Annotated in this window: 23 protein-coding genes; 11 read left to right on the top strand and 12 right to left on the bottom strand. The window is 66.9% G+C overall.

All coding sequences use genetic code 11. From position 1 onward, the window contains the following. Window positions 1-37 precede the first annotated feature (37 nt). Window positions 38-1,699 (top strand): GNAT family N-acetyltransferase, encoded by a 1,662-nt coding sequence (locus ACWPMX_RS01770; RefSeq protein ID WP_455698334.1) that lies wholly within the window; start codon window positions 38-40, stop codon window positions 1,697-1,699. Between the two features lies 1 nt (window position 1,700). Here the strand turns inward: ACWPMX_RS01770 and ACWPMX_RS01765 are convergent, their stop codons facing one another. Then, the gene (locus ACWPMX_RS01765) at window positions 1,701-2,906 is read right to left on the bottom strand and encodes an FAD-dependent oxidoreductase (protein WP_455698333.1); all 1,206 of its coding nucleotides are present in this window, start codon (window positions 2,904-2,906) and stop codon (window positions 1,701-1,703) included. Window positions 2,907-3,029: 123 nt separating this feature from the next. On the opposite strand from ACWPMX_RS01765, the gene ACWPMX_RS01760 reads away from it, so the two are divergent. Together ACWPMX_RS01760 and ACWPMX_RS01755 are read left to right on the top strand one after the other, a co-directional pair. Then, complete coding sequence (locus tag ACWPMX_RS01760; protein ID WP_455698332.1) at window positions 3,030-4,790, top strand: cation:proton antiporter domain-containing protein; 1,761 nt, start codon at window positions 3,030-3,032, stop codon at window positions 4,788-4,790. Window positions 4,791-4,832: 42 nt separating this feature from the next. Further along, window positions 4,833-4,997 carry a hypothetical protein gene (locus tag ACWPMX_RS01755; RefSeq protein WP_455698331.1) on the top strand — a complete coding sequence of 55 codons (165 nt, stop codon included), beginning with the start codon at window positions 4,833-4,835 and terminating at the stop codon, window positions 4,995-4,997. 32 nt (window positions 4,998-5,029) lie between these two features. Here ACWPMX_RS01755 and alaS read toward each other — a convergent pair whose 3' ends face one another. From alaS to dapA, 9 genes are all read right to left on the bottom strand, one after another. Beyond that, window positions 5,030-7,693 carry an alanine--tRNA ligase gene (gene alaS / locus ACWPMX_RS01750; protein WP_455698330.1) on the bottom strand — a complete coding sequence of 888 codons (2,664 nt, stop codon included), beginning with the start codon at window positions 7,691-7,693 and terminating at the stop codon, window positions 5,030-5,032. Window positions 7,694-7,763: 70 nt separating this feature from the next. Beyond that, complete coding sequence (locus ACWPMX_RS01745) at window positions 7,764-8,588, bottom strand: class I SAM-dependent methyltransferase (RefSeq protein WP_455698329.1); 825 nt, start codon at window positions 8,586-8,588, stop codon at window positions 7,764-7,766. 163 nt (window positions 8,589-8,751) lie between these two features. Further along, complete coding sequence (recA, locus tag ACWPMX_RS01740) at window positions 8,752-9,822, bottom strand: recombinase RecA (RefSeq protein WP_455698328.1); 1,071 nt, start codon at window positions 9,820-9,822, stop codon at window positions 8,752-8,754. 132 nt (window positions 9,823-9,954) lie between these two features. Then, window positions 9,955-11,544, bottom strand: coding sequence for a DUF4139 domain-containing protein (locus ACWPMX_RS01735; protein WP_455698327.1), 1,590 nt, complete (start codon window positions 11,542-11,544; stop codon window positions 9,955-9,957). 11 nt (window positions 11,545-11,555) lie between these two features. Then, complete coding sequence (locus tag ACWPMX_RS01730; protein ID WP_455698326.1) at window positions 11,556-13,070, bottom strand: DUF4139 domain-containing protein; 1,515 nt, start codon at window positions 13,068-13,070, stop codon at window positions 11,556-11,558. 75 nt (window positions 13,071-13,145) lie between these two features. After that, window positions 13,146-15,599: a response regulator gene (locus tag ACWPMX_RS01725; RefSeq protein WP_455698325.1), complete on the bottom strand. Its 2,454-nt coding sequence runs from the start codon at window positions 15,597-15,599 to the stop codon at window positions 13,146-13,148. After that, window positions 15,596-16,186 (bottom strand): DUF2062 domain-containing protein, encoded by a 591-nt coding sequence (locus tag ACWPMX_RS01720; RefSeq protein WP_455698324.1) that lies wholly within the window; start codon window positions 16,184-16,186, stop codon window positions 15,596-15,598. Before ACWPMX_RS01720 ends, ACWPMX_RS01725 begins: the two co-directional genes overlap by 4 nt. 38 nt (window positions 16,187-16,224) lie before the next feature. Further along, window positions 16,225-16,707 (bottom strand): SsrA-binding protein SmpB, encoded by a 483-nt coding sequence (smpB, locus tag ACWPMX_RS01715; protein ID WP_455698323.1) that lies wholly within the window; start codon window positions 16,705-16,707, stop codon window positions 16,225-16,227. A gap of 45 nt (window positions 16,708-16,752) precedes the next feature. Continuing rightward, the gene (dapA, locus tag ACWPMX_RS01710) at window positions 16,753-17,634 is read right to left on the bottom strand and encodes a 4-hydroxy-tetrahydrodipicolinate synthase (protein WP_455698322.1); all 882 of its coding nucleotides are present in this window, start codon (window positions 17,632-17,634) and stop codon (window positions 16,753-16,755) included. Window positions 17,635-17,737: 103 nt separating this feature from the next. Here dapA and ACWPMX_RS01705 point away from each other — a divergent pair, with 103 nt between their 5' ends. The 3 genes from ACWPMX_RS01705 to ACWPMX_RS01695 are packed head-to-tail and all read left to right on the top strand — an operon-like array spanning window position 17,738 to window position 20,703. Next, window positions 17,738-19,711, top strand: a complete 1,974-nt coding sequence (locus ACWPMX_RS01705; protein WP_455698321.1) for a lytic transglycosylase domain-containing protein — start codon at window positions 17,738-17,740, stop codon at window positions 19,709-19,711. Window positions 19,712-19,745: 34 nt separating this feature from the next. Beyond that, on the top strand, window positions 19,746-20,222 hold the full coding sequence (gene greB, locus ACWPMX_RS01700) for a transcription elongation factor GreB (RefSeq protein ID WP_455698320.1): 477 nt from the start codon (window positions 19,746-19,748) through the stop codon (window positions 20,220-20,222). Continuing rightward, complete coding sequence (locus tag ACWPMX_RS01695) at window positions 20,215-20,703, top strand: hypothetical protein (RefSeq protein ID WP_455698319.1); 489 nt, start codon at window positions 20,215-20,217, stop codon at window positions 20,701-20,703. The genes greB and ACWPMX_RS01695 overlap by 8 nt, the downstream gene beginning before the upstream one ends. A gap of 73 nt (window positions 20,704-20,776) precedes the next feature. Here the strand turns inward: ACWPMX_RS01695 and ACWPMX_RS01690 are convergent, their stop codons facing one another. Beyond that, window positions 20,777-21,448, bottom strand: coding sequence for an outer membrane protein (locus tag ACWPMX_RS01690; RefSeq protein WP_455698318.1), 672 nt, complete (start codon window positions 21,446-21,448; stop codon window positions 20,777-20,779). A 294-nt stretch (window positions 21,449-21,742) separates the two neighbouring features. Between ACWPMX_RS01690 and rlmN the strand changes: the two genes are divergently transcribed. The 3 genes from rlmN to ACWPMX_RS01675 are packed head-to-tail and all read left to right on the top strand — an operon-like array spanning window position 21,743 to window position 24,215. Then, window positions 21,743-22,987 (top strand): 23S rRNA (adenine(2503)-C(2))-methyltransferase RlmN, encoded by a 1,245-nt coding sequence (gene rlmN, locus ACWPMX_RS01685; RefSeq protein ID WP_455698317.1) that lies wholly within the window; start codon window positions 21,743-21,745, stop codon window positions 22,985-22,987. Continuing rightward, the gene (locus tag ACWPMX_RS01680) at window positions 22,984-23,622 is read left to right on the top strand and encodes an MOSC domain-containing protein (RefSeq protein WP_455698316.1); all 639 of its coding nucleotides are present in this window, start codon (window positions 22,984-22,986) and stop codon (window positions 23,620-23,622) included. Before rlmN ends, ACWPMX_RS01680 begins: the two co-directional genes overlap by 4 nt. Continuing rightward, window positions 23,619-24,215 carry a class I SAM-dependent methyltransferase gene (locus tag ACWPMX_RS01675; RefSeq protein WP_455698315.1) on the top strand — a complete coding sequence of 199 codons (597 nt, stop codon included), beginning with the start codon at window positions 23,619-23,621 and terminating at the stop codon, window positions 24,213-24,215. The genes ACWPMX_RS01680 and ACWPMX_RS01675 overlap by 4 nt, the downstream gene beginning before the upstream one ends. A gap of 4 nt (window positions 24,216-24,219) precedes the next feature. Here ACWPMX_RS01675 and ACWPMX_RS01670 read toward each other — a convergent pair whose 3' ends face one another. Beyond that, window positions 24,220-25,071: a PhzF family phenazine biosynthesis protein gene (locus tag ACWPMX_RS01670; protein WP_455698314.1), complete on the bottom strand. Its 852-nt coding sequence runs from the start codon at window positions 25,069-25,071 to the stop codon at window positions 24,220-24,222. Between the two features lie 146 nt (window positions 25,072-25,217). On the opposite strand from ACWPMX_RS01670, the gene ACWPMX_RS01665 reads away from it, so the two are divergent. Both ACWPMX_RS01665 and ACWPMX_RS01660 read left to right on the top strand, forming a co-directional pair. Further along, the gene (locus ACWPMX_RS01665; RefSeq protein WP_455698313.1) at window positions 25,218-25,571 is read left to right on the top strand and encodes a glycine zipper 2TM domain-containing protein; all 354 of its coding nucleotides are present in this window, start codon (window positions 25,218-25,220) and stop codon (window positions 25,569-25,571) included. 229 nt (window positions 25,572-25,800) lie between these two features. Next, window positions 25,801-26,142 carry a glycine zipper 2TM domain-containing protein gene (locus ACWPMX_RS01660; RefSeq protein ID WP_455698312.1) on the top strand — a complete coding sequence of 114 codons (342 nt, stop codon included), beginning with the start codon at window positions 25,801-25,803 and terminating at the stop codon, window positions 26,140-26,142. Window positions 26,143-26,235: the final 93 nt, after the last annotated feature.

Below are 26,235 nucleotides of genomic sequence, written 5' to 3'. Positions count from 1 at the left end.
ACCCGGTCCTTTCGTATCGAGATCGGACAGGACCACCATGGCCATCGCCGCGAAGCCGAAGAAGCGACCCAGCAGCGCCGCCCGCAAGGAACGGTTCGGCCAGAAGCGGCTCGAGATCCGCAACGCGCGGGCCAAGGACATTCCCGGCATCGCGGCGCTCGTGCGCCGTGTCTACGACGACCTGCCCGCCTACACCCACGGCGAGATCCGCGGCCAGATCAACAACTTCCGCGACGGGTGCTTCGTCGCGCTGCTCGACGAGGTGGTCGTTGGTTACTGCGCGACCATGCAGGTGGGCGAAGCGCTGGCGTTCCAGGACCACGACTGGGACGAGATCACTGGCAACGGTTTCGGCAGCCGGCACGATCCCACCGGTGACTGGCTCTACGGCTACGAGATGTGCGTCGATCCCAAGGTGCGCGGCGTTCGCATCGGCCGCCGCCTGTACGAAGAGCGGCGCGCGCTTGCGGAAGAGCGCGACCTGACCGGCATCGTCTTTGCCGGACGGATGCCGGGCTACCGCCGCGCCAAGCGCAAGGTGAAGGGGCCGCAGGACTACCTCGATCAGGTGCTCGCCGGAAAGCTGCACGATCCCGTGCTGCGCTTCCAGCTCGCCAACGGGTTCGAGCCGGAAAAGGTGATCGAGGGCTACCTGCCGGAGGACAAGGCGTCCGAGGCGAACGCCGTGATGATGGTCTGGCGCAACCCTTACGTCGAGCGTGACCAGCCGGTGAAGAAGCGCCTGCCGCGCGGGGTCGAATCGGTCCGTGTCGCCACCTGCCAGCTCCAGGCGCGCGCAGTGAAGGATTACGACGAGTTCCTTTCCACCGTCCGCTATTTCGTCGACGTCGCCAGCGACTACGAGGCGGACTTCATCCTCTTCCCCGAACTCTTCACGCTGATGCTGCTGAGCTTCGAGGAAAAAGAGCTGTCGCCGGTCGAGGCGATCGAGCGCCTGTCGGAATACACCCCCGCGCTGAAGGCCGACATTTCCGACATGGCGATGCGCTTCAACATCAACATCATCGCCGGCAGCCACCCGACGATGATGGACGACGGCGACATCCACAACGTCGCCTACGTCTGCCTGCGCGACGGATCGATCCACGAGCAGGAGAAGATCCATCCCACCCCGAACGAGCGGTACTGGTGGAACATCAAGGGCGGCGACAGGATCGACGTCATCCAGACCGACTGCGGCCCGATCGGGGTGCAGATCTGCTACGACAGCGAATTTCCCGAGCTTTCGCGCCGTCTGGCCGACGAGGGCGCGCGGATCATCTTCGTGCCGTTCTGCACCGATAGCCGGCAGGGCTATCTGCGCGTCCGCTACTGCGCGCAGGCCCGCGCTATCGAGAACCAGTGCTTCGTGGTGTTGAGCGGCAACGTCGGCAACCTGCCCAACGTCGGCAACATGGACATCCAGTACGCGCAGAGTTGCATCCTGACGCCGTGCGACTTCCCCTTCGCGCGCGACGGCATCGCCGCCGAGGCGACCGAGAATGTCGAGACGCTGACGATCAGCGACGTCAACCTCGCCGACCTCAGCTGGGCGCGGGCGGAAGGCACCGTGCGCAACCTCGCCGATCGCCGCTTCGATCTCTACCGCATCGAATGGGACGAAGACGGCAAGCATCCCGCCAAACCCCGCCCTCGCCGCGAACCCCTCGGCGGCCCGCACGGTCCCGGCGGCGGCTAAGCTAGAATCCGCGTGCCGCGTCGGGCGAGCGGACGTGTTCCTGGCGGATGCCGTGGCCGATGAAGTAGCCGGGAATTCGGCGAAGCAAGGGGAAGCGGTTAAGCAGGCGCATGACCGGCGGCGGCTCGGACGGCAGGCCGGTGTCCGCGAACACGCGCGCCAGCAGCGTCTCGTGCACCGTGCGCTGGGCAGACTGGATCAGCCGGGTCGGCAAAAGCCTCCGCTTCTCGACGTAGGGCAACAGCGGATCCGCCGCGCCGCCGCTGGCCAACGGACGGGCGAGCAGGTTCGCGGTCGCCACCGCGTCCTGGATGGCGAGGTTGATGCCGATGCCGCCCACCGGGCTCATCGCGTGCGCCGCGTCGCCGATCGCGAGCAGGCCGGGCCGCGACCATTCGCTCAGCCGGTCGAGCGAGACCGACAGCAGGTGGACCGAATCCCAATCGGGCAGCGCACCGGCGAGGTCGGGCAGGTCGGGCGCGGCAGCGGCGATCTCGTCGCGGAACGCCGCGATGCCGCGTGCCTTGATGGCAGCCGCCCCGCCCTTGGCGATCACGAACGCGCACTGCCAGTAGTCGCCGCGGTCGATCATCACGATCAGCCGGTTGCCGACGACGCTGCCGCGCAGCGCGGTGTCGGCGTCCCTCTTGGGCACCGCGAACCAGAAAACGTCGATCGGCGCGCCGAGCGTTTCGACCGGGAGCACCTTGCGGGCGATCGAATCGCGACCATCGCAGGCGAGGACCAGCCGCCGCGCGCGCAATTCCTCGCCGCTCGCCAAGCGGACACCCGCGATGCGCCCCCCTTCATCGATGAACGAGGCGACCGGCGCCTCCATCCGCAGCGTGAAAGCGGGATACCTGGCTGCCTCGTCGCGCACGAAATCGAGGAAATCCCACTGCGGCATCATCGCGATGAACGGCGCGGGCATGGCGAGGTGCGTCAGGTCGCCCACGGTCATCAGCCGGCCATTCCAGCTCACCTCGGCGCGCTCGATCCGGTTATGCGGGCGCGCGAGGAATTTCTCGAGCAGGCCGAGCTCGGACAGGATCTGCATCGTCGAGGGATGAACCGTGTCGCCGCGGAAATCGCGGAAGAAGTCGGCGTGCTTCTCCAGCACCAGCACGGGCACCCCGGTGCGCGCGAATAGCAGCGCCGCCATCATGCCCGCAGGGCCGCCGCCCACCACGATGACGTCGGGTTTCATCGCCGTCAGGTTAGCCGATTGTGCCGCAGTGCGACATTTGATTTTCCTACAGCCGCCGGTTCGGGGTAGCAGGAGGGTGATGATACGCTCCCACCCTTTCTTCCGCCGGACAGGCCGACAGCAATGACCGAGGGCATGGAGCCATCCTCGATGCTGTCGGATGCGCTCGTCATCCTCGGCGCGGCGGGCATCGTGATCCCGGTGTTCCACCGGTTTCGCATCACTCCGGTCATCGGGTTCATCCTGATCGGAATCCTCGTCGGTCCGTTCGGGCTCGGGCGGCTCGTGCCGCAAGCGCCGTGGCTCTACCACATGACGATCACCGACCCCGAGGCGCTGGAGCCGTTCGCCGAATTCGGCATCGTCCTGCTGCTGTTCACGATCGGGCTCGAGCTCTCGTTCAACCGGCTGTGGACCATGCGCCGACTCGTTTTCGGGCTAGGCGCGCTGGAGCTTCTGCTGATCGGCGCGCTGCTGGCGCTGGTGCTGGCGGCTGTGGGCGAGGCATTCACCGCCGCTCTCGCGCTGGGTTTCGCGCTCGCGCTGTCGTCAACCGCGATCGTGCTGCCGATCTCCGGCACCACGAGCCCGGTGGGCCGCGCAGCGTTGGCGATGCTGCTGTTCGAGGACATCGCCATCGTCCCGATCATTTTCGTCCTCGGCGCGCTGGCGCCTTATGCGCAGGCCGATGGCTGGGAAGGCATGGTGCGCACGATTTGGCAGGGGCTGCTGGTGGTGGGCGTTCTGCTTGTCGCCGGGCGGCTTGCCCTGCCGCGCCTGTTCGCACAGGCCGCGCGCACCAAGAGCCCCGAACTGTTCCTCGCCGCGAGCCTGCTGGTTGTCATCGGCGCAAGCCTGGCGACCGCGGCAGTCGGCCTCTCGCCGATCGTCGGCGCGCTCATCGCGGGGCTGCTCATCGCCGAAACCGAGTACCACGGCGAAGTCGAAGGGATCATCGAGCCCTTCAAGGGCCTCGCGCTCGGAATATTCCTGATCACCGTCGGCATGGGGGTGGATCTCGCCAAGATCTGGGCCGACCTCGGCCTCATCGCGCTCGCAGTCGTCGGCGTGCTGGCGTTGAAGGCGCTCGTCACCGGGCTGCTCCTGCGGATGATGGGAGCACGGCGCGGGACCGCTGCCGAGACCGGCGTGCTGATGGCCTCCCCCAGCGAGACAACGCTGATCGTGCTGTCCGCCGCCACCGCCGCGCTGCTGATCGACCGCGAGACCGCGCAGTTCTGGCAGATCGTCACCGCTATCGGCCTCACCGTCACGCCGCTACTGGCGCGGCTGGGGCAGGTCGTCGCCCGCCGGGTCGAGCCGCTGCCCGACATGGAGGACGACCTTGGCGAAGCGCGCGCGATCGTCGTCGGCGCTGGCCGCGTGGGGCGTCTCGTTTCCGACATGCTGACCGTCCACGGCATCCCGTACGTTGCGATCGACAGCGACAGCGACCTCATCCAGCGCGCCCGCAGGCGTGGCTATCGTGCGGTGTTCGGCGACGCGGCACGCGGCAATACGCTCGACCGGCTCGGCATCGACCGCGCCCCCGCCGTGATCCTGACGATGGACGAGCCGGTGCTCGCCCAGCGCCTCGTCACCAAGCTGCGCAAGACCTATCCCGAACTGCCGATCATCGCGCGCGCCCGCGACCTCAATCACGCCGCCGCGCTCTATCGCGCGGGCGCGAGCCATGCAGTGCCCGAAACGCTGGAAAGCTCGCTCCAGCTATCGGAAGCGGTGCTGGTCGATCTCGGGGTGCCGATGGGGCCGGTGATCGCCTCGATCCACGAGAAGCGCGACGAATTCCGCGAGCGGATCAAGCGCGACGGCGCGCTCGATCACAAGCCGAAGCTGCGCACCACCAAGGCGGATGGAGGATAGATTGCGCCTCTCGGGCGTTGCTTGGGGAGAAGGAGAACCCTCATGACGAAGCCCCAAGCCGACGAACACAAGAACCCCGCGCAGCAGACCGGCGAGGAATTTGGCAAGATCAAGCGCCCGCAGCAGACCGACGCGACGATGCAGGATCAGGATACCGCACGCGGTAGCGAAGTGTCGGGCCGCCAGCACGCGGGTCACCGCGGCTGAAGCGCGCGCCTGCGCTCGGCAGTGATGACCGCTTAGGCGGGAACGCTGGCGAGCGCGGCACGCACCGCGGCTATGGCATTGGCGGCCTTGCTGCCGTCGGGTCCGCCGCCCTGCGCCATGTCGGGCCGGCCACCGCCGCCCTGACCGCCCATTGCCGCGACACCGGCGCGGACCAATTCCACCGCGCTGATCCGGCCAACGAGGTCGTCGGTCACCGCAGCAGCGATCGCGCCCTTGCCGTCATTGACCGCGACGATCGCCGCCACCCCCGAACCGATGCGGGCCTTCGCCTCGTCCAGCAGACTCCGGAGCGCTTTGGCCTCAAGACCTTCGATCACCTGGCCGGAGAACTTGACTCCGCCGATGTCCTCGTCCGCTGCTGCGTGTGCATTGCTGCCGCCACCTCCGAGCGCGAGCGCCCGCTTGGCGTCCGCCAGTTCGCGTTCGAGCCGCTTGCGCTCGTCCAGCAGCGCGGCCAGCCTAGCCGCCACGTCCTCGGGCGCGACGCGGATCGCAGCCGCTGCATCCTTCAACGCATCCTCGCGCGCGACTAGCCACTGGCGCGCCGCTTCGCCGGTCAGTGCTTCGATCCGGCGCACACCACTCGCCACCGCGCTCTCCGATACGATGCGGAAAATCCCGATGTCGCCCGTGGCACGCACGTGGGTGCCGCCGCACAGCTCGACCGAATAATTGCGCCCGCCATCGCCTGCGCGGCCCATGCTGAGCACGCGGACTTCGTCGCCGTACTTCTCTCCGAACAGGGCCATCGCGCCCGCCTCGATCGCATCGTCGGGGCTCATAAGTCGGGTCGTCACGGCCTCGTTTGCGCGGATTTCCGCGTTCACCTCGGCCTCGACCGCAGCGATGTCCTCCGCCGTCAGCGGCTTGGGATGCGAGAAATCGAACCGGAAACGGTCGTCGGCAACCAGCGAACCCTTCTGCGTCACGTGATCGCCAAGCCGGTGCCGCAGCGCCGCGTGGACGAGGTGGGTGGCCGAATGGTTCGCGCGGATGCGGTCGCGGCGGTCGGCGTCGACCCACAGTTGAACCGTGTCGCCCACGCTGATCGTGCCCGCCTCGACCGTCGCGTGATGCGCGTGCAGGCGACCGAGCGGCTTGCCCGTGTCGGTGACGGCGATCTTGAGGCCCTCGGGCGTGGTCATCGTACCGGCGTCGCCCGACTGGCCGCCGCTTTCGCCATAGAAAGGCGACTGGTTGGTGAGCACGATCACACTGTCGCCCGCACCGGCGGTCGTGACCTCGACCCCGTCCTTCACCAGCGCGACGACGCGGCCCTCGCCTTCGGTCGAGCTGTAGCCGGTGAACTCGGTGCCGCCTTCGCGCTCGGCGATGTCGAACCACAGTTCGCCGTCGGCGGCCTGACCACTGCCCTTCCACGCGGCGCGGGCGGCGGCTTTCTGGCGGGTCATCGCGGCATCGAAGCCGTCGCGATCGACCGCGATGCCGCGGCTGCGCAGCGCGTCTTCGGTGAGGTCGTACGGAAAGCCGTAGGTGTCGTAGAGCTTGAACGCGGTCTCGCCGTCGAGCTCGCCGCCCTCGCCCATGGTCCCGGTCGCTTCGTCGAGCAGCCTGAGGCCGTTCGCCAGCGTGCGGCGGAACTGGGTTTCCTCGCGCTCGAGCGTTTCCTCGATCAGCGGCTGCGCGCGGCCGAGTTCGGGATAGGCCTGGCCCATCTCGGCGACCAGAGCGGGTACCAGGCGGTGCATCAGCGGCTCTTTCGCGCCGATCAGGTGCGCATGGCGCATCGCGCGGCGCATGATCCGGCGCAGGACGTAGCCGCGCCCTTCGTTCGACGGCAGCACGCCGTCCGCCAGCAGGAAGCTCGTCGAGCGCAGGTGGTCGGCGATCACCCGGTGGCTCGCCTTGTGGTCGCCGTCCGCGCGCACGCCGGTCAGGTTTTCGCTTGCTGCGATCAGCGCCTTGAACGTGTCGGTGTCGTAGTTGTCGGTGACGCCCTGCATCACCGCGGCCAGGCGTTCCAGCCCCATGCCGGTGTCGATGCTGGGCTTGGGCAGTTCGCCGACGATCTCGTCTGCGGCCTGCTCGTACTGCATGAACACGAGGTTCCAGATCTCGACGAAGCGGTCGCCGTCCTCCTCGGGCGACCCCGGGGGTCCGCCCCAGATGTGGTCGCCGTGGTCGTAGAAGATTTCCGAGCAGGGGCCGCAGGGACCGTCACTGCCCATTGCCCAGAAGTTGTCCTTCGTGGGGATGCGGATGATCCGCGCTTCGGGGATACCCGCGATCTTGCGCCAGAGATCGAAGGCCTCGTCGTCGGTGTGATAGACGGTCGCGGTCAGCCGGTCGGGAGACAAGCCCCATTCCTTCGTCAGCAGCGTCCACGCGTGCGTGATCGCCTGCTCCTTGAAGTAGTCGCCGAAGCTGAAGTTGCCGAGCATCTCGAAGAACGTGTGGTGCCGCGCGGTGTAACCGACGTTGTCGAGGTCGTTGTGCTTGCCGCCCGCGCGAACGCACTTCTGGCTCGACGTCGCGGTCGGGCTCGGCGGAGTCTCGAGACCGGTGAATACGTTCTTGAACGGCACCATGCCGGCGTTGACGAACATCAGCGTCGGATCGTTGTACGGCACCAGCGGCGCGCTGGGCACCACGCGGTGACCCGCACTCGCGAAGTAATCGAGGAAGCCGCGGCGGATGTCGTTGGTCGATGTCATGACCCGCCTGAGTTAGTTGCTGCGTTTGCTAGCGACAAGCGAATTAAGGTCGAATCATGGCAAGGCGCGCTTATGGCACGCGAGCGCTCACAATCCAGGCCGATGCGGGCAGCGCCACGATCGATCCGTCCCTGCGCCGCTCCAGGAAATGCTCGAGGCGCTCGACGAAGGCGGCGCGCTCGTCCGGACCAAGCTCCGACGCGGCGGCCGCAGCAGGCCCGATAGTCATGAAGTAGGTGACCGCGTCGCTGACCGGATCGCCCCCGGTCCCCGCGACATAGGCAAAGTCGACGGGATCCAAAGCCAAGTCGGTCCACCCCGCTGCGTTGAGGATCGCCTCGACATGCATCGGATCGGAGAATGCGAACGGGCCGGGCGATCCCGGCCTTGGCGCGGTATACCGACCGGGCGGAAGCAGGTCGACGAGTTCGCTCGCCCACATGTTGCGAGCAGGCTCACGAAAGCACGAGAACAGCAGGCGTGCTCCGGGAGCGGCGATGGATGCGAGATGCGTGAACGCGGCAACCGGAGCGGCGAAAAACATCACTCCGTGGCGCGAAACGAGGAAGTCGGGACGTTGGGCACCTGCGTCCCACCCGGCAGCGTCAGCGACGAGGAAGCGCGCGTTCGGCGTGTTCGCTGCCCGCTCGCGCGCGACTGCGACGAGATCGCCGCTGACGTCGATCCCGGTGACCTGCGCGCCAGGATGCTCCCGTGCAATCGCCAGCGAGAGTTCTCCGGCTCCGCAGCCGATATCGAGGACTCGGCGGGGTGATTCCTTGCGGACGTCGGACAACAGGCGCGCGGTGAGGTTGGTAAAGCTGCGATCGGTCCGCTTCCATTCGGCAGCCCATTTTTCGCCCGTAAGTCCTTCCCAGTCGCTGCGATCGGTCATGCGCATTCCCTGGCGACACTGTGCCGCGGCCGAGGATTTGCACGGCGCAACCGACCTGCCAAGGCAAACCGCTCTCTGGAAACGGAAAAGCCGGTGCGGGTCCCGCGGGACACACGCACCGGCCTTCCGGTTTAGCGGGCGCGGGGAACGCCCGGTGTGAGGATCAGATGTCGTCTTCCGCGTCCGGGCCCGTCATCATTTCCTCGGCGACGGCGTCGGTCCGGCCGCGGATCGCGGCTTCCAACTTGTCGCAAACTTCGGGGTTTTCCTTGAGGTAGCTCTTGGCGTTCTCGCGGCCCTGGCCGATGCGAATGCTATCGTAACTGAACCAGCTGCCCGACTTCTCCACGAGGCCGGCCTTGACCCCGAGATCGAGGATCTCGCCGATCTTGGAAATGCCTTCGCCGTACATGATGTCGAATTCGACCTGCTTGAACGGCGGGGCGACCTTGTTCTTGACCACCTTCACGCGGGTCGAGTTGCCGACGATATCGTCGCGATCCTTGATCTGGCCGGTGCGGCGGATGTCGAGGCGGACCGAGGCGTAGAACTTGAGCGCGTTGCCGCCCGTCGTCGTCTCCGGGTTACCGTACATGACGCCGATCTTCATGCGCAGCTGGTTGATGAAGATCACCATGCACTTCGACCGGTTGATCGAGCCGGTGAGCTTGCGCAGCGACTGGCTCATCAGGCGGGCCTGAAGGCCGACGTGGCTGTCGCCCATCTCGCCCTCGATTTCTGCCCGGGGCACCAGTGCGGCCACCGAATCGACCACCAGCACGTCGATCGCGTTCGAGCGGACCAGCGTATCGGTGATTTCGAGCGCCTGCTCGCCGGTATCGGGCTGCGAGACGATCAGCTCGTCGATGTTGACGCCCAGCTTCTTGGCATAGACCGGATCGAGCGCGTGTTCGGCGTCGACGAACGCGGCGGTGCCGCCGTTCTTCTGCGCCTCGGCGATGACGTGGAGCGCCAGAGTGGTCTTGCCCGAGCTTTCCGGGCCATAGACCTCTATCACGCGACCACGCGGAAGGCCGCCGACACCCAGTGCGATATCGAGTCCGAGGCTGCCGGACGAGATCACTTCGACCTGCATCGTCTCCTTCTGGCCCAGCTTCATCGCCGAGCCCTTGCCGAACGCGCGGTCGATCTGCGCAAGCGCGGCGTCGAGCGCCTTCTGACGGTCCGTATCCAAGTTCTTACCTTCCACCAGCTTGAGATTCGAAGCCGCCATGACACACCCTTTCGCGCTTTGACTAGACCCGCCACCGAGATGGGGGCCACCTGTCACCCGAAGCGCGATGTATCTGGTTTGTTCCAATAGAACAAGGGGAGAACGAAATTTTCCTGCAGCGTCGCTGGCGGCTTACTCGTCGACGATGGTCCACGTCACTTCGCGACGTCCATTACCCGGTACCGTGGTCTCGTAGATGCGCGCGCCGTCCTTGACGCGCACGCCCTTCAATCCGGTGATCTTCGCTGCCGAGCCGCCGAGCGTCAGCCGCAATTTGACCGGATTACGGTTCGCGTTCGTCACGACCGCCTTCATCGGAACGCGGTCGCCGGGCTTGCGCAAGTCAGCGTCGCCAAGGGCCGCACACGTTGCGAATACCTGTGCGCTCTGGCCCATGGCAATCTCGACATCCTGGCCAGAGGCGTAATCGCGCAGGCGCTGCTCGCCGACGAACAGTTCGCCGCGAGGCGTCGATTCGAACACGGTGATTGAGCCCGTCGGCAAGGCCATGCCGAGGTCGTGAGAAGCGTCGTTCACCGTCGTCAGCAGGAGGCCTGCAGCCTGTGGCTCGTCGGTCACATTCCACGGCGCACAAGCCGCAGTGTGCCAGAGTTTCCCCTCGACCCGATCCCGCTGAAGAAATGCGACCTGCTTTTGCGCCTGCGCCGCCACGGTGACCGGTTCGGGCACCCGGTACAGTTTGAGGTCGGCGAGGTCTTCCTCACGCGCCACCATCGCCGCGCGCGAGACTCGCGATCCCGTCACCATGATCGCCTCGGCCGCCCGCGCCGCGACGGGCGCGGGCGGCGCCATCGGTGGCGGCGGCGGTGGTGGAGGAATGGGGCCGATCCAGGGTTCGGGCGACCCTTGAGCCGTGCTCCCGATGGGATAGCAGACCAGCGACAGCGGCTTCGCATCGGGTGGATCGGCCAGCGCGCGGTAATCGCTCGTCACGCGCAGCTTGCCCGCCACTGCCATCAGTTCGGCATCGGGAAAGCTCTGGTTGTTGTCGTTGACCAGCGTCAGCCAGCTCATCAGCCGCATCCTTACGTCGTCGGCCGACCCGCCCTCGGCCAGCGTCGCGACATAGTGCGCCTGCCAGTCGAAGCCCCATGACAGATAGGTCAGCGTGATCGTGTAGGTACCGCCCGCCGGGCTGCTGGTGTCGATCGAATAGACCGGCTGCGCGGAGAGGCCCGCGGGCACCTTGTCGAAAGTCAGCTTCTCGGGGATGCCCGAGCAGCGCACCGCTTCGAAACCGGCACCGGACTGCAGCACGAGGCCGCCGTCCGCACGGGTGCGGACGATCGCCGATTCGCTGGTCTCCCTACCCGTCGCCGGGTTGGTGCGCGTGATCGTCACCCGGTTGCCGAGCGTGCCGTCGACCAGCGCGCCGGGGCTGAGCAAGTCGGCGTTGCGGTTCTTCTCGATCGTCCCGCCGGGAAGCCCGGTGACGATCGCGGTGACCGCTACCATGCCTTCCGATACGCCGTCGAAGCGGATCGTCGATTCGCCGGGCGGAAGCGTGACCTGCCGCGTCTCGCTGATCATCGCGAAGCCGCGCGGCCAGTTGCGGTTCATCGCCTCGTCCGGGCCGCGGTTGGGATCACGGTAGACGGTCACAGAGAGCTTTTCGGGCGCCGAGGCGTCGACCGCCTCGCGCGCCATTAGCGGCGAACCGGCGACGCTCGCCAGCAGCAGCCCGGTGAGGATCCGGCGCACGGCGGCGCTCCTCAGTACCGCGTCTCGTAGGTTACGCGCACCTCGCGCTTGCCGTTGGCGGGCACGGTGACGAGATACTTGCGGCTGTCGGCATTGAGCTGCTCGCCCGGCACGTCTTCGCTCGTGATGCGGAAATCGCGGCTCCACCATCCACGGTCCAACCCGCCTTGGGTCAGTTCGACCTCGACCGGCGTCGGCTTCGCGTTGGTGAAGGTGTAGCGCATCGTCGTGCGGTAGTATTCGACTGCGCGCTCGCTGGTGACTTCGCGCACGACCTCGCCATTCTTGATGACGCGATACCGCCCCGAGGCTTCGTACTCGCCCGAGGAAATCTTGTCGCGAGTGACGACTTCGGCCTGCACGAACACATCGAAGGCATCGCCCGTGGTCAGCGTCAGCGCGCTGCCCATCGGGGTGTGGCCGATCGTGCTCTCGCCGACGAACTGCGGCGTGCCCTGGCGGTCGCGCTGGTAGAAGCGCACGGTGCCCGCAGGCAGCGCATCGCCGAGGCCCTGCTCGCGCGAGGTCGAGAAGCCGATCGCACTCGAGACGTTGACGGGCTGGTCGTCGCTCGCCAGCCAGCCCACCCGGCGTGCGTAGACCTTCTTCGCCGGCACCGCCTGCACATCGAGGAAGCTGACCTGCTTGGTCTGTGCGTTGGCAATCGTCGTCCGGCCGCTGAGCGGGTAGAGGTAGAAATCGCCAAGCCGTTCCCGGTTGGCGGTTTCGGTCCCCGGCACGAAGCCGCCCCGAGGCGGAGGTGGCGGCGACGGGCGGTAGTAACCGTTGTTGTTGTTAACAGTCGCAGGGCTGCCCGCCACGAGCACGGTGTCGGCGTTGGTGAAAGTCGTGCCGGTCTGGTTGGTCAGTGTGACCCAGCCCTGCATGTCGGTGGTCCCCTTCGCTTCGTCGTAGAGCGCAACGTAGTCGGCCGACCAGTCGAGGCCGCCCGTAAGATAGCGGATCGAGGCGGGCCGCGTGCCCCCGCGGTCGCTCTCGACCGTCACCGACAGGGTCGGGCGGGCGCGCAGGTTCGGCGGCACCCGGTCGAAGATCACGCGCACCGGCAATCCGTCGTCGCGCAGCACCTCGATCCGGTCGCCGATCCGCACGACCACCCCGCCCGCAGTCGAAAGCACTGTGGCCCGCTCGCGGGTTTCAGCGCCGGTTGCGGGGTTCGTGCGGATCAGGGTCACCGTCTGGCCGATCGCCTTTTCCATCAGCTTGGAGGGTGTCAGCAGGTCGAAATCGAAGTTCTGCTCGATGATCCCCGCGCCTGCGGCGTTGAAGCTCAGCGTTTCGGGCCGAATCTGCGCCGACACGTCGGGGAATTCGATCCGGCTGCGCCCGTTCGCGATCGCAAGCTGACGCACGTCCTGCACCAGCGCCTGCCCGTTGTTGTAGATCGTGACATCGATATCGCCCTGCGCGCTGGGGCCGACACCCGCAGGCTGGTCCGCGCTCTGGGCCCACGCTGCTGTGGCGAAGGCGGCGGCGGTTGCGAGTGCAAGGAACTTCAGGCGCATCGAGCATTCCCCTCAATTACGGTGCGACAGATGTAACATTGTATCGTCAGCCTTGCGGCAAGCTGAACGAACCGATTACCCCCGGGCCGACGCAAGTACCGCGCCGACCTTGTCCGAAATCTGCTGCACGCTGAAGGGTTTGGCAATGAAGTGCATGTCGGAAATGTCGATATCCTGCCGTAGCTGCTCTTCGGCGTAGCCCGACATGAACAGGATCGGCAGCGCCGGTTTCGCCCGGCGGATGGCCTTCGCCATCGCGGGACCGTCCATGCCGGGCATCACGACATCGGACAGGACGAGATCGAATTCGCCGCCATTGGCGACCGCGGCAAGCCCCTCTTCGCCGTCGCTGCAGGGGGTGACGGTATAGCCAGCCCGCGACAGTGCGCGCTCGGCCACCGCGCGGACCATGTCCTCGTCCTCGACCAGCAGGATCTTGCCTCCGCCCGACCACTCGGCTGCCGGAGCGACCTCGATCTTGGCCTTGCCGGTCGTCACCTCGCCGTGATGGACCGGGAGATAGACACTGAACCGCGCACCGGCGCGGGCATTGGCCGTAGCCGGCGTGTTGTCGGCGAAGATGAACCCGCCCGACTGCTTGACGATGCCATAGACTGTCGAGAGACCCAGGCCTGTCCCGCCCATGGCTCCGCCGACTGAACCGCGGCCCTGCTGTTTCGTGGTGAAAAACGGCTCGAAGATTTTCGCGAGGTGATCGACCGGGATGCCGCCGCCGGTGTCTTGCATCACGAGCACGGTGTAGTCGCCCTCGGGTACGATCTCGCTCGCCATCTTGCGTACATCGCGGGCAGTCACCCGGCGCGTCGCGAGCGACAGCTTGCCGCTGCCGTCGCCTTTCGCTTGGATCGCGTCGCGCGCGTTGACCGCGAGGTTGACGATCACCTGCTCGAGCTGCTGCGGATCGGCGCGCACCGGACCCAGATCTCGGTCGTGGTGCACCACGAGCTGGATCTTCTCGCCGAGCAGCCGTTTCAGGAGCTGGCTCACCTCGCTCACGACGTCGGGCAACTGGAGCACCTCGGGCCGCAGCGTCTGCTGACGGCTGAATGCGAGAAGCTGGCGGGTCAGTGCCGCGGCGCGGTTCGAATTGGCGCGAATCTGATTGATGTCGTCGTAGTCGCTGTCGCCTGGCGTATGGCGCAGCATCATCAGGTCGCACGTGCCGATCACCGCGGTAAGCACGTTGTTGAAATCGTGCGCCACGCCCCCTGCGAGTTGGCCGACCGCCTGCATCTTGGTCGCCTGCGCCACCTGACGCTTGAGCCGCGTCTCCTCGGTCGAGTCGACGAGGCTCAGCAGCACCGCCGCCTCGCCCAGTCCGCGCACCCCGGCGATGCCGAGGCTGACCGGCTCTTCCGCCGAACCGCGGAGGCGCACCGCCATGTCGGTCGCGCTCGGCGGCCCCTTGCCGAAGCGGCGCACCGCGTCGACCAGCGGCCCCTTGTCCTCGCGCACCACGAGGTCGGAAGGAAACTGCGGCAGCGTCTGCCCCTCGAGCCCCGCCGCGCGGCGGAACGGCGTGTTGGCAAACAGGAAACGCCCGTCGCGGTCCGTCATCGCAAGGCCCAGCGGCAGCGCGCCCAGAAGCGCCTCGAGCTGCGGGGTCGCAGCAGTTCCGGCAGCCTCCCCGCTGCCGCCGAGACCCACTCCCGCATCGACCAGCAGCATCAGGCTTGGCCCCTCGTCGGCACCCGGGGCGCGAGTTGCTGCCGGCTCACCGAGGGGGACGTGAATCAGGGTTTGCGGACTGCCGCGCCGACCTTCGCGGGCGAAGAAGATGCGCTCGCGCTCGTCGGCGCGCAGAAGTTCGGCAAAGGACTGACCGGCGAGCGTCGCATCGGCATCGCCCGCTGCTCGCAGCGCGAAACCGGCGGCGGCGGCGCGCACCATCCCGTCGGGGGCGACGAGCGCAGCCTCGATTCCGCTACGCGACAGGAGACCGCCAAGCGGCCCTCCGAGCGCGCGCGACAGGTCGGCGACGAAGTCTTCCTCGGTCTGCCCTTCGAACCGCCAGACGAGATAGTCCTCGCCACGCCCGGCCCGAACCGCGCTGGCCGTCCAGCGGCGCGAGCCGTCGGGGCTTTCGATTCCGACCACGCTTCCGCGACCGTCCCGCCAGGTCTCCCGCGCAGTGCGCGCCAGAGACTCGAGCGCGGGGCGGTCGAGCGCCAGGTTGGGCGGCGCGGTATTCGCGCCGAACCAGTCGGCGTAGGTGCGGTTCGCGCACACGAGGCGGTTGGCGCGGTCGACGATCGCGACGCCCTCGCCCGGCCGCTCGATTGCCGCAACGGTCACCGACCAGTCGGGCGGCGCCAGTTCATCGGTCGTCACCTGCGGTCGTATCCGCACCAGCATCGCAGCCGCGGCGACAAGTACGCCGACACCGCCAATAAAGGCGGCGGCGGTGACGAACTGCCCACTCGCGAGCCAGACCAATGCGGCGCTGACCAGCACTGCGCCGCCGAGCAGCGCGTAGAGCGGCGTGGATCGTTCCTCGACCGGGATCATTCGATGCCGGACGGGGGCAATTGGGCGAGCTGCTCACGCCGCAGGCGGCGTTCACCAAGCTTACGGCGCCGCTTGCCGGCCACCACGAACCGCCACACAAAGCCGCTGACCACGTAACTGACCCCCGCCGAAACGACGGCGACAACCACCAGGCCGAATCCCGTTACGAGCGTCGCGCCCGTCAGCCACTGGAGCATGTCGCCGAACTGACTGTGCTCCATTGCGTTGTTGACCGGCGCGATCACCGTGGCCGCGTCGACGCGGAGCATCCACGAACCGACGTTGTAGGAGAGCACCCAGATCAGCGGCGTGGTGAACGGATTGGTCACGAACGTCGTCAGCGCCGCCACGGGCACATTGGCGCGGATCGGCAGGCACAGCAGCGCGGAAAAAAGGATTTGCGCGAAGGGAATGATAATCCCGACCAGCATCCCCAGCGCCACCCCGCGCGGGACCGAGCGCCGCGTGAACCGCCACAGCTCGGACCGGAGGACGCGGTTCGAGAACGGCCGAATCCACCGGCTGCGCTCCATCTGCTCGCGCGTCGGCATGTTGCGCTGGATCCAGGCGGAGGCTTTGTCGAACATCGTGCCTGATCGTCAGTAAGGAAAGCCGGCGGCCACGGCTAGCCGCGCTCGCGCAGCAAGCGCGCCTTGTCGCGCTTCCAGTCGCGATCCTTGATACTGGCGCGCTTGTCCTGCGCCTGCTTGCCCTTGGCGAGCGCCAGTTCGACTTTCGCCCGGCCCGTGCGATTGAAGTAGATCGACAGCGGAACCAGCGTCATGCCCTTGCGCTCGACCGCGCCGGTCATCTTGTCGATCTCGCGCTCGTTCAGCAGCAATTTTCGCGGCCGCTTGGGTTCGTGGTTGTTGCGATTGCCGTGGCTGAATTCGGGCACGTTCGCGTTGACCAGCCAGACTTCGCCGCCGCGCAGTTCGGCATAACTGTCGGCGATCGTCGCCTCGCCCGCGCGCAAAGCCTTCACTTCGGTGCCGGTGAGCATCAACCCGGCCTCGAACTTGTCCTCGATGAAATAGTCGAACCGTGCGCGCCGGTTTTCGGCGACGGTCTTCTGCTTGTCGAAGGTCTCGGGTTTGGGGCGCGCCATGGGAGGGCGCATGTAGGCGCGCGACACCCCGCTGCCAAGCGCGGGTTACACCAGTCCGGCGTGCTCCAGCGCCGCATCGACCGCCGCCTTGGCCTCTTCGCTGCATTCGACGAGTGGCAGGCGCACCGCGGGGCTGATGTCGGGGAATAGGCGGCTGAGCGCGTACTTGACCGGCGCGGGGCTCGCATCCTCGAACATCGCATAGTGCAGCGGATAGAGCCGGTCGTTGAGCTCGCGCGCCCGGGCAAGGTCGTTGGCGGCGCAGGCGGCCTGGAATTCGGCGCAGAGCGCAGGCGCGACGTTCGCGGTGACCGATATGCACCCTACCGCGCCCGCGGCGTTGGCGGGCAACGCCAGTTCGTCGTCGCCCGAAAGCTGGCAGAAATCCTTGCCGATGCCCATCCGATGGTCGGTCACACGGCTGAGGTCGCCGCTCGCGTCCTTGATCGCCACGATCTGGCTCGGATACTTCTTGGCGAGTTCGCACACCGTCTCCGGCTCGATGTCGGTCACCGTCCGGCCGGGCACGTTGTAGAGAACGATCGGCAGCGAGCAGTTTTCCGCCAGATAGCTGAAATGCGCGAGCAGGCCCTTCTGCTTGGGCCGGTTGTAATAGGGTGCAACGCACAGCGCCGCCGCCGCCCCCGCCTTCTTGGAAAAATTCATGTGCAGCAGCGCGTTCATGGTGTCGTTGCTGCCGCACCCGGCGATGACGGGCACGCGCCCGGCCGCCTGCTCGATGCAGACCTCTATCACCCGGTGGTGTTCGGCGTTCGAGAGGGTCGAAGCCTCGCCAGTGGTGCCGCAAGGGACCAGCGCCTTCGATCCCTGCTCGATCTGCCAGTCGACGAGCCGGCGGAACGCGCGTTCATCGAACGACCCATCGCGAAAAGGAGTCACAAGGGCGGGAATCGAACCGGAGAACATTGCGCTGTCGCCTTTGCCTGGGTCATAGTCGGGCGCTGGGGGTGATTTCGTGCGTCCCCCGCCAGACCTGTATTCATCGCCTGATAAGGAGCCGGTAGCCAGAATGTCCAGCATGCTTGGTAACCGGTTGAATCGCCTTCGTTTCGTCGCCCTGTCAGCGCTCCTCGCGAGCGCCGCCCCGGTTTATGCGCAATCCGCGTCCGATAGCGGCCGGGCGATGATGGTCGCGTCGCAGCCCACACAGGCCGCCGCCGCCGTCTCCCGCTGGCAGCAATTGACCGCCAACGACCGCATGGGTTTCGCCGATTACGCGGGCTTCGCGCTCGCCTATCCGACTTATCCCCGGATGGAAGTGATCCGCAACAGCGCCGAAAAGGCGCTCGATCGCGACGCACCCAGCCCGTCGCAGGTGGTCGCGTTTTTCGACCGCTTCCCGCCGCAGACCAATCCGGCGCGCGCACGCTATGCCATCGCGCTGTCGAACCTGAACCGGCCCGAGGCGCGCGAACAGGCGCGCCTCGCCTGGCGCGGCGGGCAGATGAGCAGCCCGACCGAGGCCTATTTCAACAGCCTGTTTTCGGGTGTCTTCAGCACCGAAGACCACGATGAGCGGATGCGCTCGCTCCTGTGGCAGGGCCAGGCCGAAGCGGCCGCGCGGACGATCAACTTCGTCTCGCCCGGAAACCGCGAGCGATACATGGCGCACCTTGCGCTCGTTCAGGGCAGCCTGCCGCAGTCGATCGGCCTTTCGGTCCCCGCGAACCTGATGAGCGACCCCGGCTACGTGTACACGCTGGCGCGCCACTATCGGCGGAACGGACAGGGTTACCAGGCCCAGCAACTTCTGGCGACACGGGCGGCGTTCGCTCGGCCCCCGCACGACGCGCAAGACATGGTCACCGAGATGCTGACCCAGGCCAAGGGCGCCTCGGCCAACACCGCGGCGGCAATCGCGAGCAAGGTCGACGACCTTTTCGCGCCGGGCACCGACATCTCTGGCCTCAGCTACAAGCTGCGCGACGATTACACTTCGCTGATGTGGCTTGGCGGCAGCAAGGCGCTGTGGTCGATGGGCGACGGCAACCTCGCCGCGCCGCTGTTCTACCGCTACGGCAACGCGGCGCGCACCCCGCAGACGCGGTCGAAGGGCTTCTACTGGGCCGGCAACGCCGCCGCGCGCGCGGGCAACCAGGCCGAAGCCAATCGCTATTTCGAGATGGCGGCCAAGTACCCCGAGTATTTCTACGGCCAACTTGCCCACGAGCGGCTGGGCCGGGCACTGCCAGCCTTCCCGAAAGTCGCCGCCAATCCGGTGACGCCGCAGCAGAGCGCGGCCTTCGCCTCCAGCCAGCTCGCGCAGGCGGTGCGTTCGACCGCGCGGGTGATCGACTGGCGGACCGAGCGCTATTTCTTCGTCGCCCTCGCCGACCAGGCGAAAACCCCGGCGGAAATGCAGCTAGTCGCCAACCTCGCCGCCGAGATGGGCTTGCCCGAACTGGGCGTCGTGGTCGGCCGCAGCGCGCCCGAGCGCGACATCGCCGGCTTCACGGGCGTGGGATTCCCGGTCATCCCGACACCGCCGGGTGCGGACTACACGATGGTCCATGCGATCGCCCGGCAGGAAAGCGAATTCGACATCAATCGCATCAGCCACGCCGGAGCGCGCGGGGTCATGCAATTGATGCCCGGCACTGCCAACGAGCAGGCGGGGAAGATGGGCATGAGCTACATGAGCGCCAGCCTGACGACCGACCCGCAATACAACATTCGCCTTGGCGACGGCTATTTCGCGCGGATGATGGATTACTACGGCGGCAGCTATCCGCTTGCCGTGGCCGCGTACAATGCGGGCGCGGGCAACGTGAACAAGTGGCTGCGCGCGAACGGCGATCCGCGGCAGGGCGGGATCGACTGGCTGCGCTGGATCGAGGAGATCCCGATTTTCGAGACCAAGAACTACGTCCAGCGCGTTCTCGAGAATGCCGTCGTCTACGAACAGCTCCACCCCAATCGCATCCGCTACGGCGCGCAGCCCAAGACGGTGAGCCAGTTCGTCGGCAAGCGAACCCCGGGTTGAGCCGAGCCGCCGCGCCGCGCTACACGCTGGCGCCATGACGCCGTCCAACCCGATCACCCCCGGTGGGCTTGCCGCGCTCAAGGCGCGCTACGACCACCTGCTCGGCACCGAGAGGCCGGCGATCGTCGAGATCGTGAGCTGGGCCGCGGGCAACGGTGACCGGAGCGAGAACGGCGATTACCTCTACGGTCGCAAGCGGATGCGCGAGATCGACCGGGAACTCTCGCACCTCGCCCGGCGGATGAAGGCTGCGCGCGTGGTCGATCCCGTTTCGCAGCCCGACAAGGACCGCGCCTTCTTCGGTGCCACTGTGACGCTCGCCGACGAGGACGACGAACAGCGGACCGTGACACTCGTGGGCGACGACGAGCAGGACGCGAGCGCCGGGCGCATCGGCTGGTCCTCCCCGATGGCACGCGCGTTGCGCGGCGCAGTAGTGGGCGATCTGCGCACCGTCAGGCTACCGGGCGGCGAGAAGGAATGGGAAGTGGTCGCAATCGCCTATGCGTAAGCTGGTGTCGATCGCGCTCCTCGCCTTGGCTGCCCCACTCGCGGCGAAGGACAGCCTCGGTGTGTTCGACGACTGGGGTGCGTTTCGCGATCCCGGTGCCGGGCGCTGCTATGCCATCGCCATGCCCGAGCCGAGCCGGACGCCAGGGGAATACCGCGCTTTCGCGAGCGTCGGGACCTGGCCGAAGCGCGGCGTGCGTGGGCAGTTTCACGTCCGGCTGTCGCGCAAGCTGGCGGCCACGCCGCGAATCACGCTCGCGGTCGGCGGTCAGCGTTTTTCTCTGACCGGAGGGGGCGGCGACGCCTGGGCTCCCGACAAGGCCACCGACGCGGCCATCGTCGCCGCGATGCGATCGGCTGGATCCCTGTCGGTGTCCGCCAGCGATCCGGGCGGGCGCCGGTTCACCGATCGCTATCGGCTGGCCGGAGCCGCCACCGCGCTCGATGCCGCATCGGTCGGCTGCGCGCGCCTGCGCTCCTGAACCGAGTGCGGTCCTGACACGAAAAGGGCGGAGCCGAAGCCCCGCCCTTCCCTGTTCGACGGTCGGCTGCCGCTTAGAAGCGGACGCCGGCCGTCGCCACGACCTGGTGACGGTCGGAATCGAGATTGAAGCGGCTGGTGTCGGGGGTGGTACCCTCGAAGTCCACTTCGCCTTCCGAGTAGTTCGAGTAACGGTACTCGGCACCGATGTAGGCGTTGCGGCCCACAGCGAACTCTGCGCCCGCACCGGCGCGCCAGCCGTCGGTGTCGAGCTTGCCGTCGAGCGTGGTGGTGCCGTCGGTGCCGACCACCGAGTAGCGCTGGTTGGTGTAGCCGCCCTTGGCATAGATCATCGTGCTCGGGCTGGTGACGACGCCGACACGGCCACCGACATAGATGTCGCGGTCGGCCTTGACGTTGCCGAGGTTGAATACGGTCGGGTTGTCGTTGTTGAAGTCGCGGCCCGCGGTGCTGCCGGCATAGCTGGCTTCGGCACCGATGCGCAGGGTGTCGCCCGCCGCGATGTCGTAGCCGACCACGCCGCCATAGGTGACGCCGTCGATCGACTGCTTGAGATCGCGGGTGTCGTCCACGTCCTCGCTGCTGCCCGAACGGATGTGGTCGTAACCGACCTCAGCACCGACGCGCAGGCCGGTGAAGGCCGTGTCGTCCGCCGTCTGGGCCATAGCCGGGGTGGCCAGCGCCGCAAGCGAAGCGGCGACGAGCGAAGCAATCTTGGTATTCATGGGGTACTCCAGTCTTTCCTTTTCCTACCGGCCGAGCAGCCGGCATGGACCCGCTCAACGGGGTGGACAGGGACTGGTTTCATGAACCTCACACAACGACGAACCTGTTGTTTTTCAGTCACATTCTCATCGATGAGACGAGCTTGCTTGCCGACGAACGGCGGGAACCGCAGGCCAAATCGGTTGTTCGCGTGTTGCGCGCGTACGTAATATTGTTTCGCTTCAACGATTTGGCGAAGCGGCTCGTCGACGGGCTTTGCGTGCAGGCTCGGTCCGCCCTATATGCGCCACGCAATGGCCGATACCGCCCTCATGTCGATCCCCGGAACCGTGGATCCGGTACCCGTCGCGCGCGACATTACTCCGCGCGCCGACGGTCGAACCGATCTCATGGGACTGTCAAAGAAGCGCTTGATCGAGTTGCTGGAAAGCGCTGGATTGGATGCCAAACAGGCAAAACTGCGTGCCAAGCAGGTCTTCCACTGGTTGTACCACCGCGGCGTGACCGAGTTCGAGGCGATGACCGACATCGCCAAGACCATGCGGCCGTGGCTTTCCGAGCGCTTCGTGATCGGCCGGCCCGAAGTGGTCGAGGCCCAGCATTCGACCGACGGCACCCGCAAATGGCTGCTCCGCACCGCCGACGGCCACGATTTCGAGATGGTCTTCATTCCCGATGCAGACCGCGGCACGCTGTGCGTATCGAGCCAGGTCGGCTGCACGCTCAATTGCCGGTTCTGCCACACCGGCACGATGAAGCTGGTGCGTAACCTGACCCCGGGTGAGATCGTCGGCCAGGTCATGCTCGCCCGTGACGCGCTGGGCGAGTGGCCCAAGGGCAGCATGGCCGGACTCGAGGACGATGAGAATGCCGGTCATTATTCGTCCGACGGGCGCCTGCTGACCAACATCGTGATGATGGGCATGGGCGAGCCGCTCTACAATTTCGACAACGTCCGCGACGCGCTCAAGCTGGTCATGGACGGTGACGGGCTGGCGCTCAGCAAGCGGCGCATCACGCTCTCGACCAGCGGCGTCGTGCCGATGATGGACAGGTGCGGCGAAGAGATCGGGGTCAACCTCGCGGTCTCGCTCCACGCAGTGACCAAGGAAGTCCGCGACGAGATCGTGCCGCTCAACAAGAAATACGGCATCGACGAACTGCTGACCGCCTGCGCCGCCTATCCCGGCGCGTCGAACGCCCGGCGGATCACGTTCGAATACGTGATGCTCAAGGACAAGAACGACAGCGACGACGACGCGCGAGAGCTTGTCCGGCTGATCAAGCAGTACAAGCTGCCCGCCAAGGTCAACCTGATCCCGTTCAACCCGTGGCCGGGCGCGGCCTACGACACTTCGACCCCCGAGCGCGTGCGGCGCTTCTCCGAGATCGTCTTCGAGCATGGCATCAGCGCGCCGGTGCGCACCCCGCGCGGTCGCGACATCGATGCCGCCTGCGGCCAGCTCAAGACCGCCGCCGAGAAGAAGAGCCGCGCGGAACGCGACCGCGAGGCTGCGGCGCAGGCAGGCGAGGCTTGATCGTCGAGGCGATCTGCGCGGGACGTCCCGCGCCCATTGCCGGGGGCAAGACAAGCGCGATCGCGAAGTCGGCGATTACCGGACCGGCGACCATCGGGTTTGCGGGCGTCGAGGGAGACACGCAGGTCGACCGCGTCCATCACGGCTATCCGGCGATGGCGGTCCATCTTTATCCCGCCGATCATTACGCCTGGCTGCGGGACACGTTCGATGCTCCGGCAGCCCTTAACGGCCCAGGCAGCATGGGCGAAAACCTGTTCGTCCACGGGATCGACGAGATCGGAGTGCGGATCGGCGACCGGTACCGGCTCGGGACCGCATTGATAGAGGCCACCCAGCCCCGCCAGCCGTGCGCGACCATCGAGCGACACTTCGACCGCAAGGGTGTCGTCAAGGCGATCGTCCAGAGCGGCCGCTGCGGGATGTTCTTCCGCGTGCTGGAACCGGGAACGGCCACGGCAGGCGACAGCCTCGAACTGGTAGCACGCGGACCAGACGAGTGGACGATCCGGCGGGCGTTTTTCCTCGTCTACGGCAGTGGCAGGCCCGATCCGGCGGAACTCGCCGATTTGGCGGCGCTTCCGGGCGTGTCCGACCGCCTCGTTCGCGACATCGTGCGCAAGCACCAAGGGTGAGCGCCGATCCCGCTACGATCGCCTGGTACACGGCGAACGCGGCGCGCTATACACCCGGCTTCGACCGGACGCCGAGCCGTGAACTCGACCCATTCCTCGATCGACTGGAGCCCGGCGCACGCGTCCTTGAACTTGGCTGCGGCGGTGGGCGCGACAGTGCCCGTATCGCCGAGCGGGGTTTCGCGCTCGATGCGACCGACGGTACCGCCGCGATGGTCGATGCCACGCGAAGTGTGGCCGGAGTACCCGCGCGCCATATGGCCTTCGATCAATTGGTCGCCGTCGATGCATACGACGCGGTCTGGGCGCAGGCGTGCCTGATTCACGTCCCGCGGCAGTCGTTCGCCGATGTCGTTGGTCGCATTCGCGCCGCAATGCGTCCGGAAGGCTGGCATTTCGCCAGCTTCAAGCTGGGGAGCAGCGAAGGGCGGGACAGCTTCGGGCGGCTGCACAACTTCCCCACGAAGGACTGGCTCGAAGCCGCCTACCGCGCTGGGGGCTTCGACATCAAGGATAGTGTGGTCTTCGCGGGCCAGGGTGCTGATGGAGTCCAGCGCGACTGGCTCGCACTGACGCTCCGCAAGCCGAACTGACCGGTCAACCTCGCGCAAAGGCCGGCAGGTCGGCCCCTGCGGCAATCGTGTCGCAACGTCCCCCGACCCACACCGACCCATCGGGGTCCTGCTCGCATACGACGCGTCCGTTGGCACCGGTCTTGCGCCCTTGCGCGGCGATGTAGCGGCCGCTTGCCAGGCCCGACCCGAACAGGTGGCGCGCGACGCCCGCGTTGAAGCTCCCGGTCACCGGATCTTCGCGCAGGCGACCGTGCTGGTCGGCGAAGAAAGCGCGGAGTTCCCAGTCTGCCCCCGAATCCGCCGCGGCGGGAGCAGCCAGACCGATGTCGGTGCCGATCGGTGCCTCGGGAAGCGGCTTTGCAGACAGGACCTCTGCGGCACTGTCGAGCCGGAGCAGACGCCACTGCGGACCATTGGCGACGTGGACGGCCTCGACGATCGCTGTCGGGTCCACCCCGGCGAGCCGCGCGCATTCGGCCTTCTCTACCGGATCGAGCGGGCCGGACCGCGTAAAGTCGGGTGCCTTGAGCGCAAGCGTTGCACCATCGCCGCGCACGGTAACGAGACCGACACCGCACTCTTGCACGTAGCTTCCAGGCGAGCGCGCCTTGCCCCCTGCCCGCAACCAGGCATGGCACGTCCCCAGCGTCGGATGTCCGGCGAACGGCAGTTCGCCCGCCGGATAGAAGATGCGCACCCGGTAATCGGCCTGCGGATCGATCGGCGAGAGGATGAAAGTCGTTTCCGAAAAACCGAGCCACTGGGTGAGCCGCAGCATCTCGTCGGCGGTCAGGTCGTCCGCGCCGTGCACCACGCCTAGCTGGTTGCCCCTGAGCGGCGCCGATCCGAAAACGTCCACCAGATCGAGTTTCATTTCGCCTCCCTCCGTTTGTCGGCCCTCCGGTGCACTCTGGCGCCCGGTCTGGCCATGGCTAATCCGGCGTTAAAGCGACTTGTTCATCGCAGGTTCGCGGGACGACAGGCAATGTCGTCCCACAGGTTTCCCGGAGGAAAGACAAAATGAAGAAGACCATCCTCGCCATCGCCGCCGCCGCAATCGCGCTGCCGGCCGCTCCCGCCCTCGCCGATCCGCCGCCGTGGGCCCCCGCGCACGGCAAGCGTGCGAAGCAGGGCTATCAGCAGCGCTACTACCAGTCGCCGCGCGGCGTGCAGTATTGGCAGGGCGATGATGGCCGCTATTACTGCAAGCGCTCGAACGGCACGACCGGTCTGATAATCGGCGCCGCCGCCGGCGCTCTCGCCGGACGCGCGGTCGACACGCGCGGCGAACGGACGACCGGCACGATCCTCGGCGCCGCCGCTGGCGCGCTGCTCGGTCGCCAGATCGATCGCGGCGAGGTGCGCTGCCGCTAACGCGGTGCGCGAACCCGCTAGCAAGGCAAAGCGCGTCGCCCGGAAGAGGGCGGCGCGCTTTTTCTTTCGTCCCTGCGGTGTCAGAAATTTGCTCGCTTCACCTTTCCTTGCGGGCGGCTCGTCGTGGAATCGCAAGTACAACGGGGCGTTCATCTGGCGTTGTGGACCCCAACTTCAATTCAATCGTCGTCTGACCGAAACGATTTGAAAGAGGGAAAGGAAGACCCCCATGAAGAAGATGTTCCTCGCCGCCGCCGTCGCCAGCCTGGCGATCCCCACCGCTCCCGCGATGGCCGACCATACGCGTCGCCATTACGAAGAGCAGCGGGCCCAGCGCTATTACACTACCGATAACGGGATCCGTTACTGGCAGGGCAACGACGGTCGCTACTACTGCAAGAAGTCGAACGGTACGACCGGCCTGATCATCGGCGCTGCCGGTGGCGCACTCCTCGGCCGGGCCATCGACACCCGCGGGTCGCGTGCGACCGGTACGATCGTCGGTGCCGCCGCTGGCGCGCTCCTCGGCCGCCACGTCCAGCGCAACTCGTCAAGCGCGCGCTGCCGCTAAGCGACACAGTTTCCGGTCGCATCCGGAAGAACGAGGCGCGTCGTCCCACGGGACGGCGCGCCTTTCGCGTTTCCTGCGCCGTGTAGTTGTGCT

The sequence above is a fragment of the Tsuneonella sp. HG094 genome (genome assembly GCF_053819285.1).
The sequence above is the reverse complement of the archived record's forward strand: the minus strand, read 5'-3'. Positions and strand labels throughout refer to the sequence as shown.

Bases quoted from the DNA above. Each gene is read 5' to 3' on its own strand.
- ACWPMX_RS01695 (WP_455698319.1), top strand. From the start codon at position 20,215: ATGCGTAAGCTGGTGTCGATCGCGCTCCTCGCCTTGGCTGCCCCACTC.
- ACWPMX_RS01705 (WP_455698321.1), top strand. From the start codon at position 17,738: ATGTCCAGCATGCTTGGTAACCGGTTGAATCGCCTTCGTTTCGTCGCC.
- dapA (WP_455698322.1), bottom strand. From the start codon at position 17,634: ATGTTCTCCGGTTCGATTCCCGCCCTTGTGACTCCTTTTCGCGATGGG.
- ACWPMX_RS01660 (WP_455698312.1), top strand. From the start codon at position 25,801: ATGAAGAAGATGTTCCTCGCCGCCGCCGTCGCCAGCCTGGCGATCCCC.
- rlmN (WP_455698317.1), top strand. From the start codon at position 21,743: ATGGCCGATACCGCCCTCATGTCGATCCCCGGAACCGTGGATCCGGTA.
- ACWPMX_RS01720 (WP_455698324.1), bottom strand. From the start codon at position 16,186: ATGTTCGACAAAGCCTCCGCCTGGATCCAGCGCAACATGCCGACGCGC.
- ACWPMX_RS01670 (WP_455698314.1), bottom strand. From the start codon at position 25,071: ATGAAACTCGATCTGGTGGACGTTTTCGGATCGGCGCCGCTCAGGGGC.
- ACWPMX_RS01745 (WP_455698329.1), bottom strand. From the start codon at position 8,588: ATGACCGATCGCAGCGACTGGGAAGGACTTACGGGCGAAAAATGGGCT.
- ACWPMX_RS01665 (WP_455698313.1), top strand. From the start codon at position 25,218: ATGAAGAAGACCATCCTCGCCATCGCCGCCGCCGCAATCGCGCTGCCG.
- greB (WP_455698320.1), top strand. From the start codon at position 19,746: ATGACGCCGTCCAACCCGATCACCCCCGGTGGGCTTGCCGCGCTCAAG.
- ACWPMX_RS01755 (WP_455698331.1), top strand. From the start codon at position 4,833: ATGACGAAGCCCCAAGCCGACGAACACAAGAACCCCGCGCAGCAGACC.
- ACWPMX_RS01770 (WP_455698334.1), top strand. From the start codon at position 38: ATGGCCATCGCCGCGAAGCCGAAGAAGCGACCCAGCAGCGCCGCCCGC.
- ACWPMX_RS01690 (WP_455698318.1), bottom strand. From the start codon at position 21,448: ATGAATACCAAGATTGCTTCGCTCGTCGCCGCTTCGCTTGCGGCGCTG.
- ACWPMX_RS01730 (WP_455698326.1), bottom strand. From the start codon at position 13,070: ATGCGCCTGAAGTTCCTTGCACTCGCAACCGCCGCCGCCTTCGCCACA.
- recA (WP_455698328.1), bottom strand. From the start codon at position 9,822: ATGGCGGCTTCGAATCTCAAGCTGGTGGAAGGTAAGAACTTGGATACG.
- ACWPMX_RS01760 (WP_455698332.1), top strand. From the start codon at position 3,030: ATGACCGAGGGCATGGAGCCATCCTCGATGCTGTCGGATGCGCTCGTC.
- smpB (WP_455698323.1), bottom strand. From the start codon at position 16,707: ATGGCGCGCCCCAAACCCGAGACCTTCGACAAGCAGAAGACCGTCGCC.
- ACWPMX_RS01765 (WP_455698333.1), bottom strand. From the start codon at position 2,906: ATGAAACCCGACGTCATCGTGGTGGGCGGCGGCCCTGCGGGCATGATG.
- ACWPMX_RS01725 (WP_455698325.1), bottom strand. From the start codon at position 15,599: ATGATCCCGGTCGAGGAACGATCCACGCCGCTCTACGCGCTGCTCGGC.
- alaS (WP_455698330.1), bottom strand. From the start codon at position 7,693: ATGACATCGACCAACGACATCCGCCGCGGCTTCCTCGATTACTTCGCG.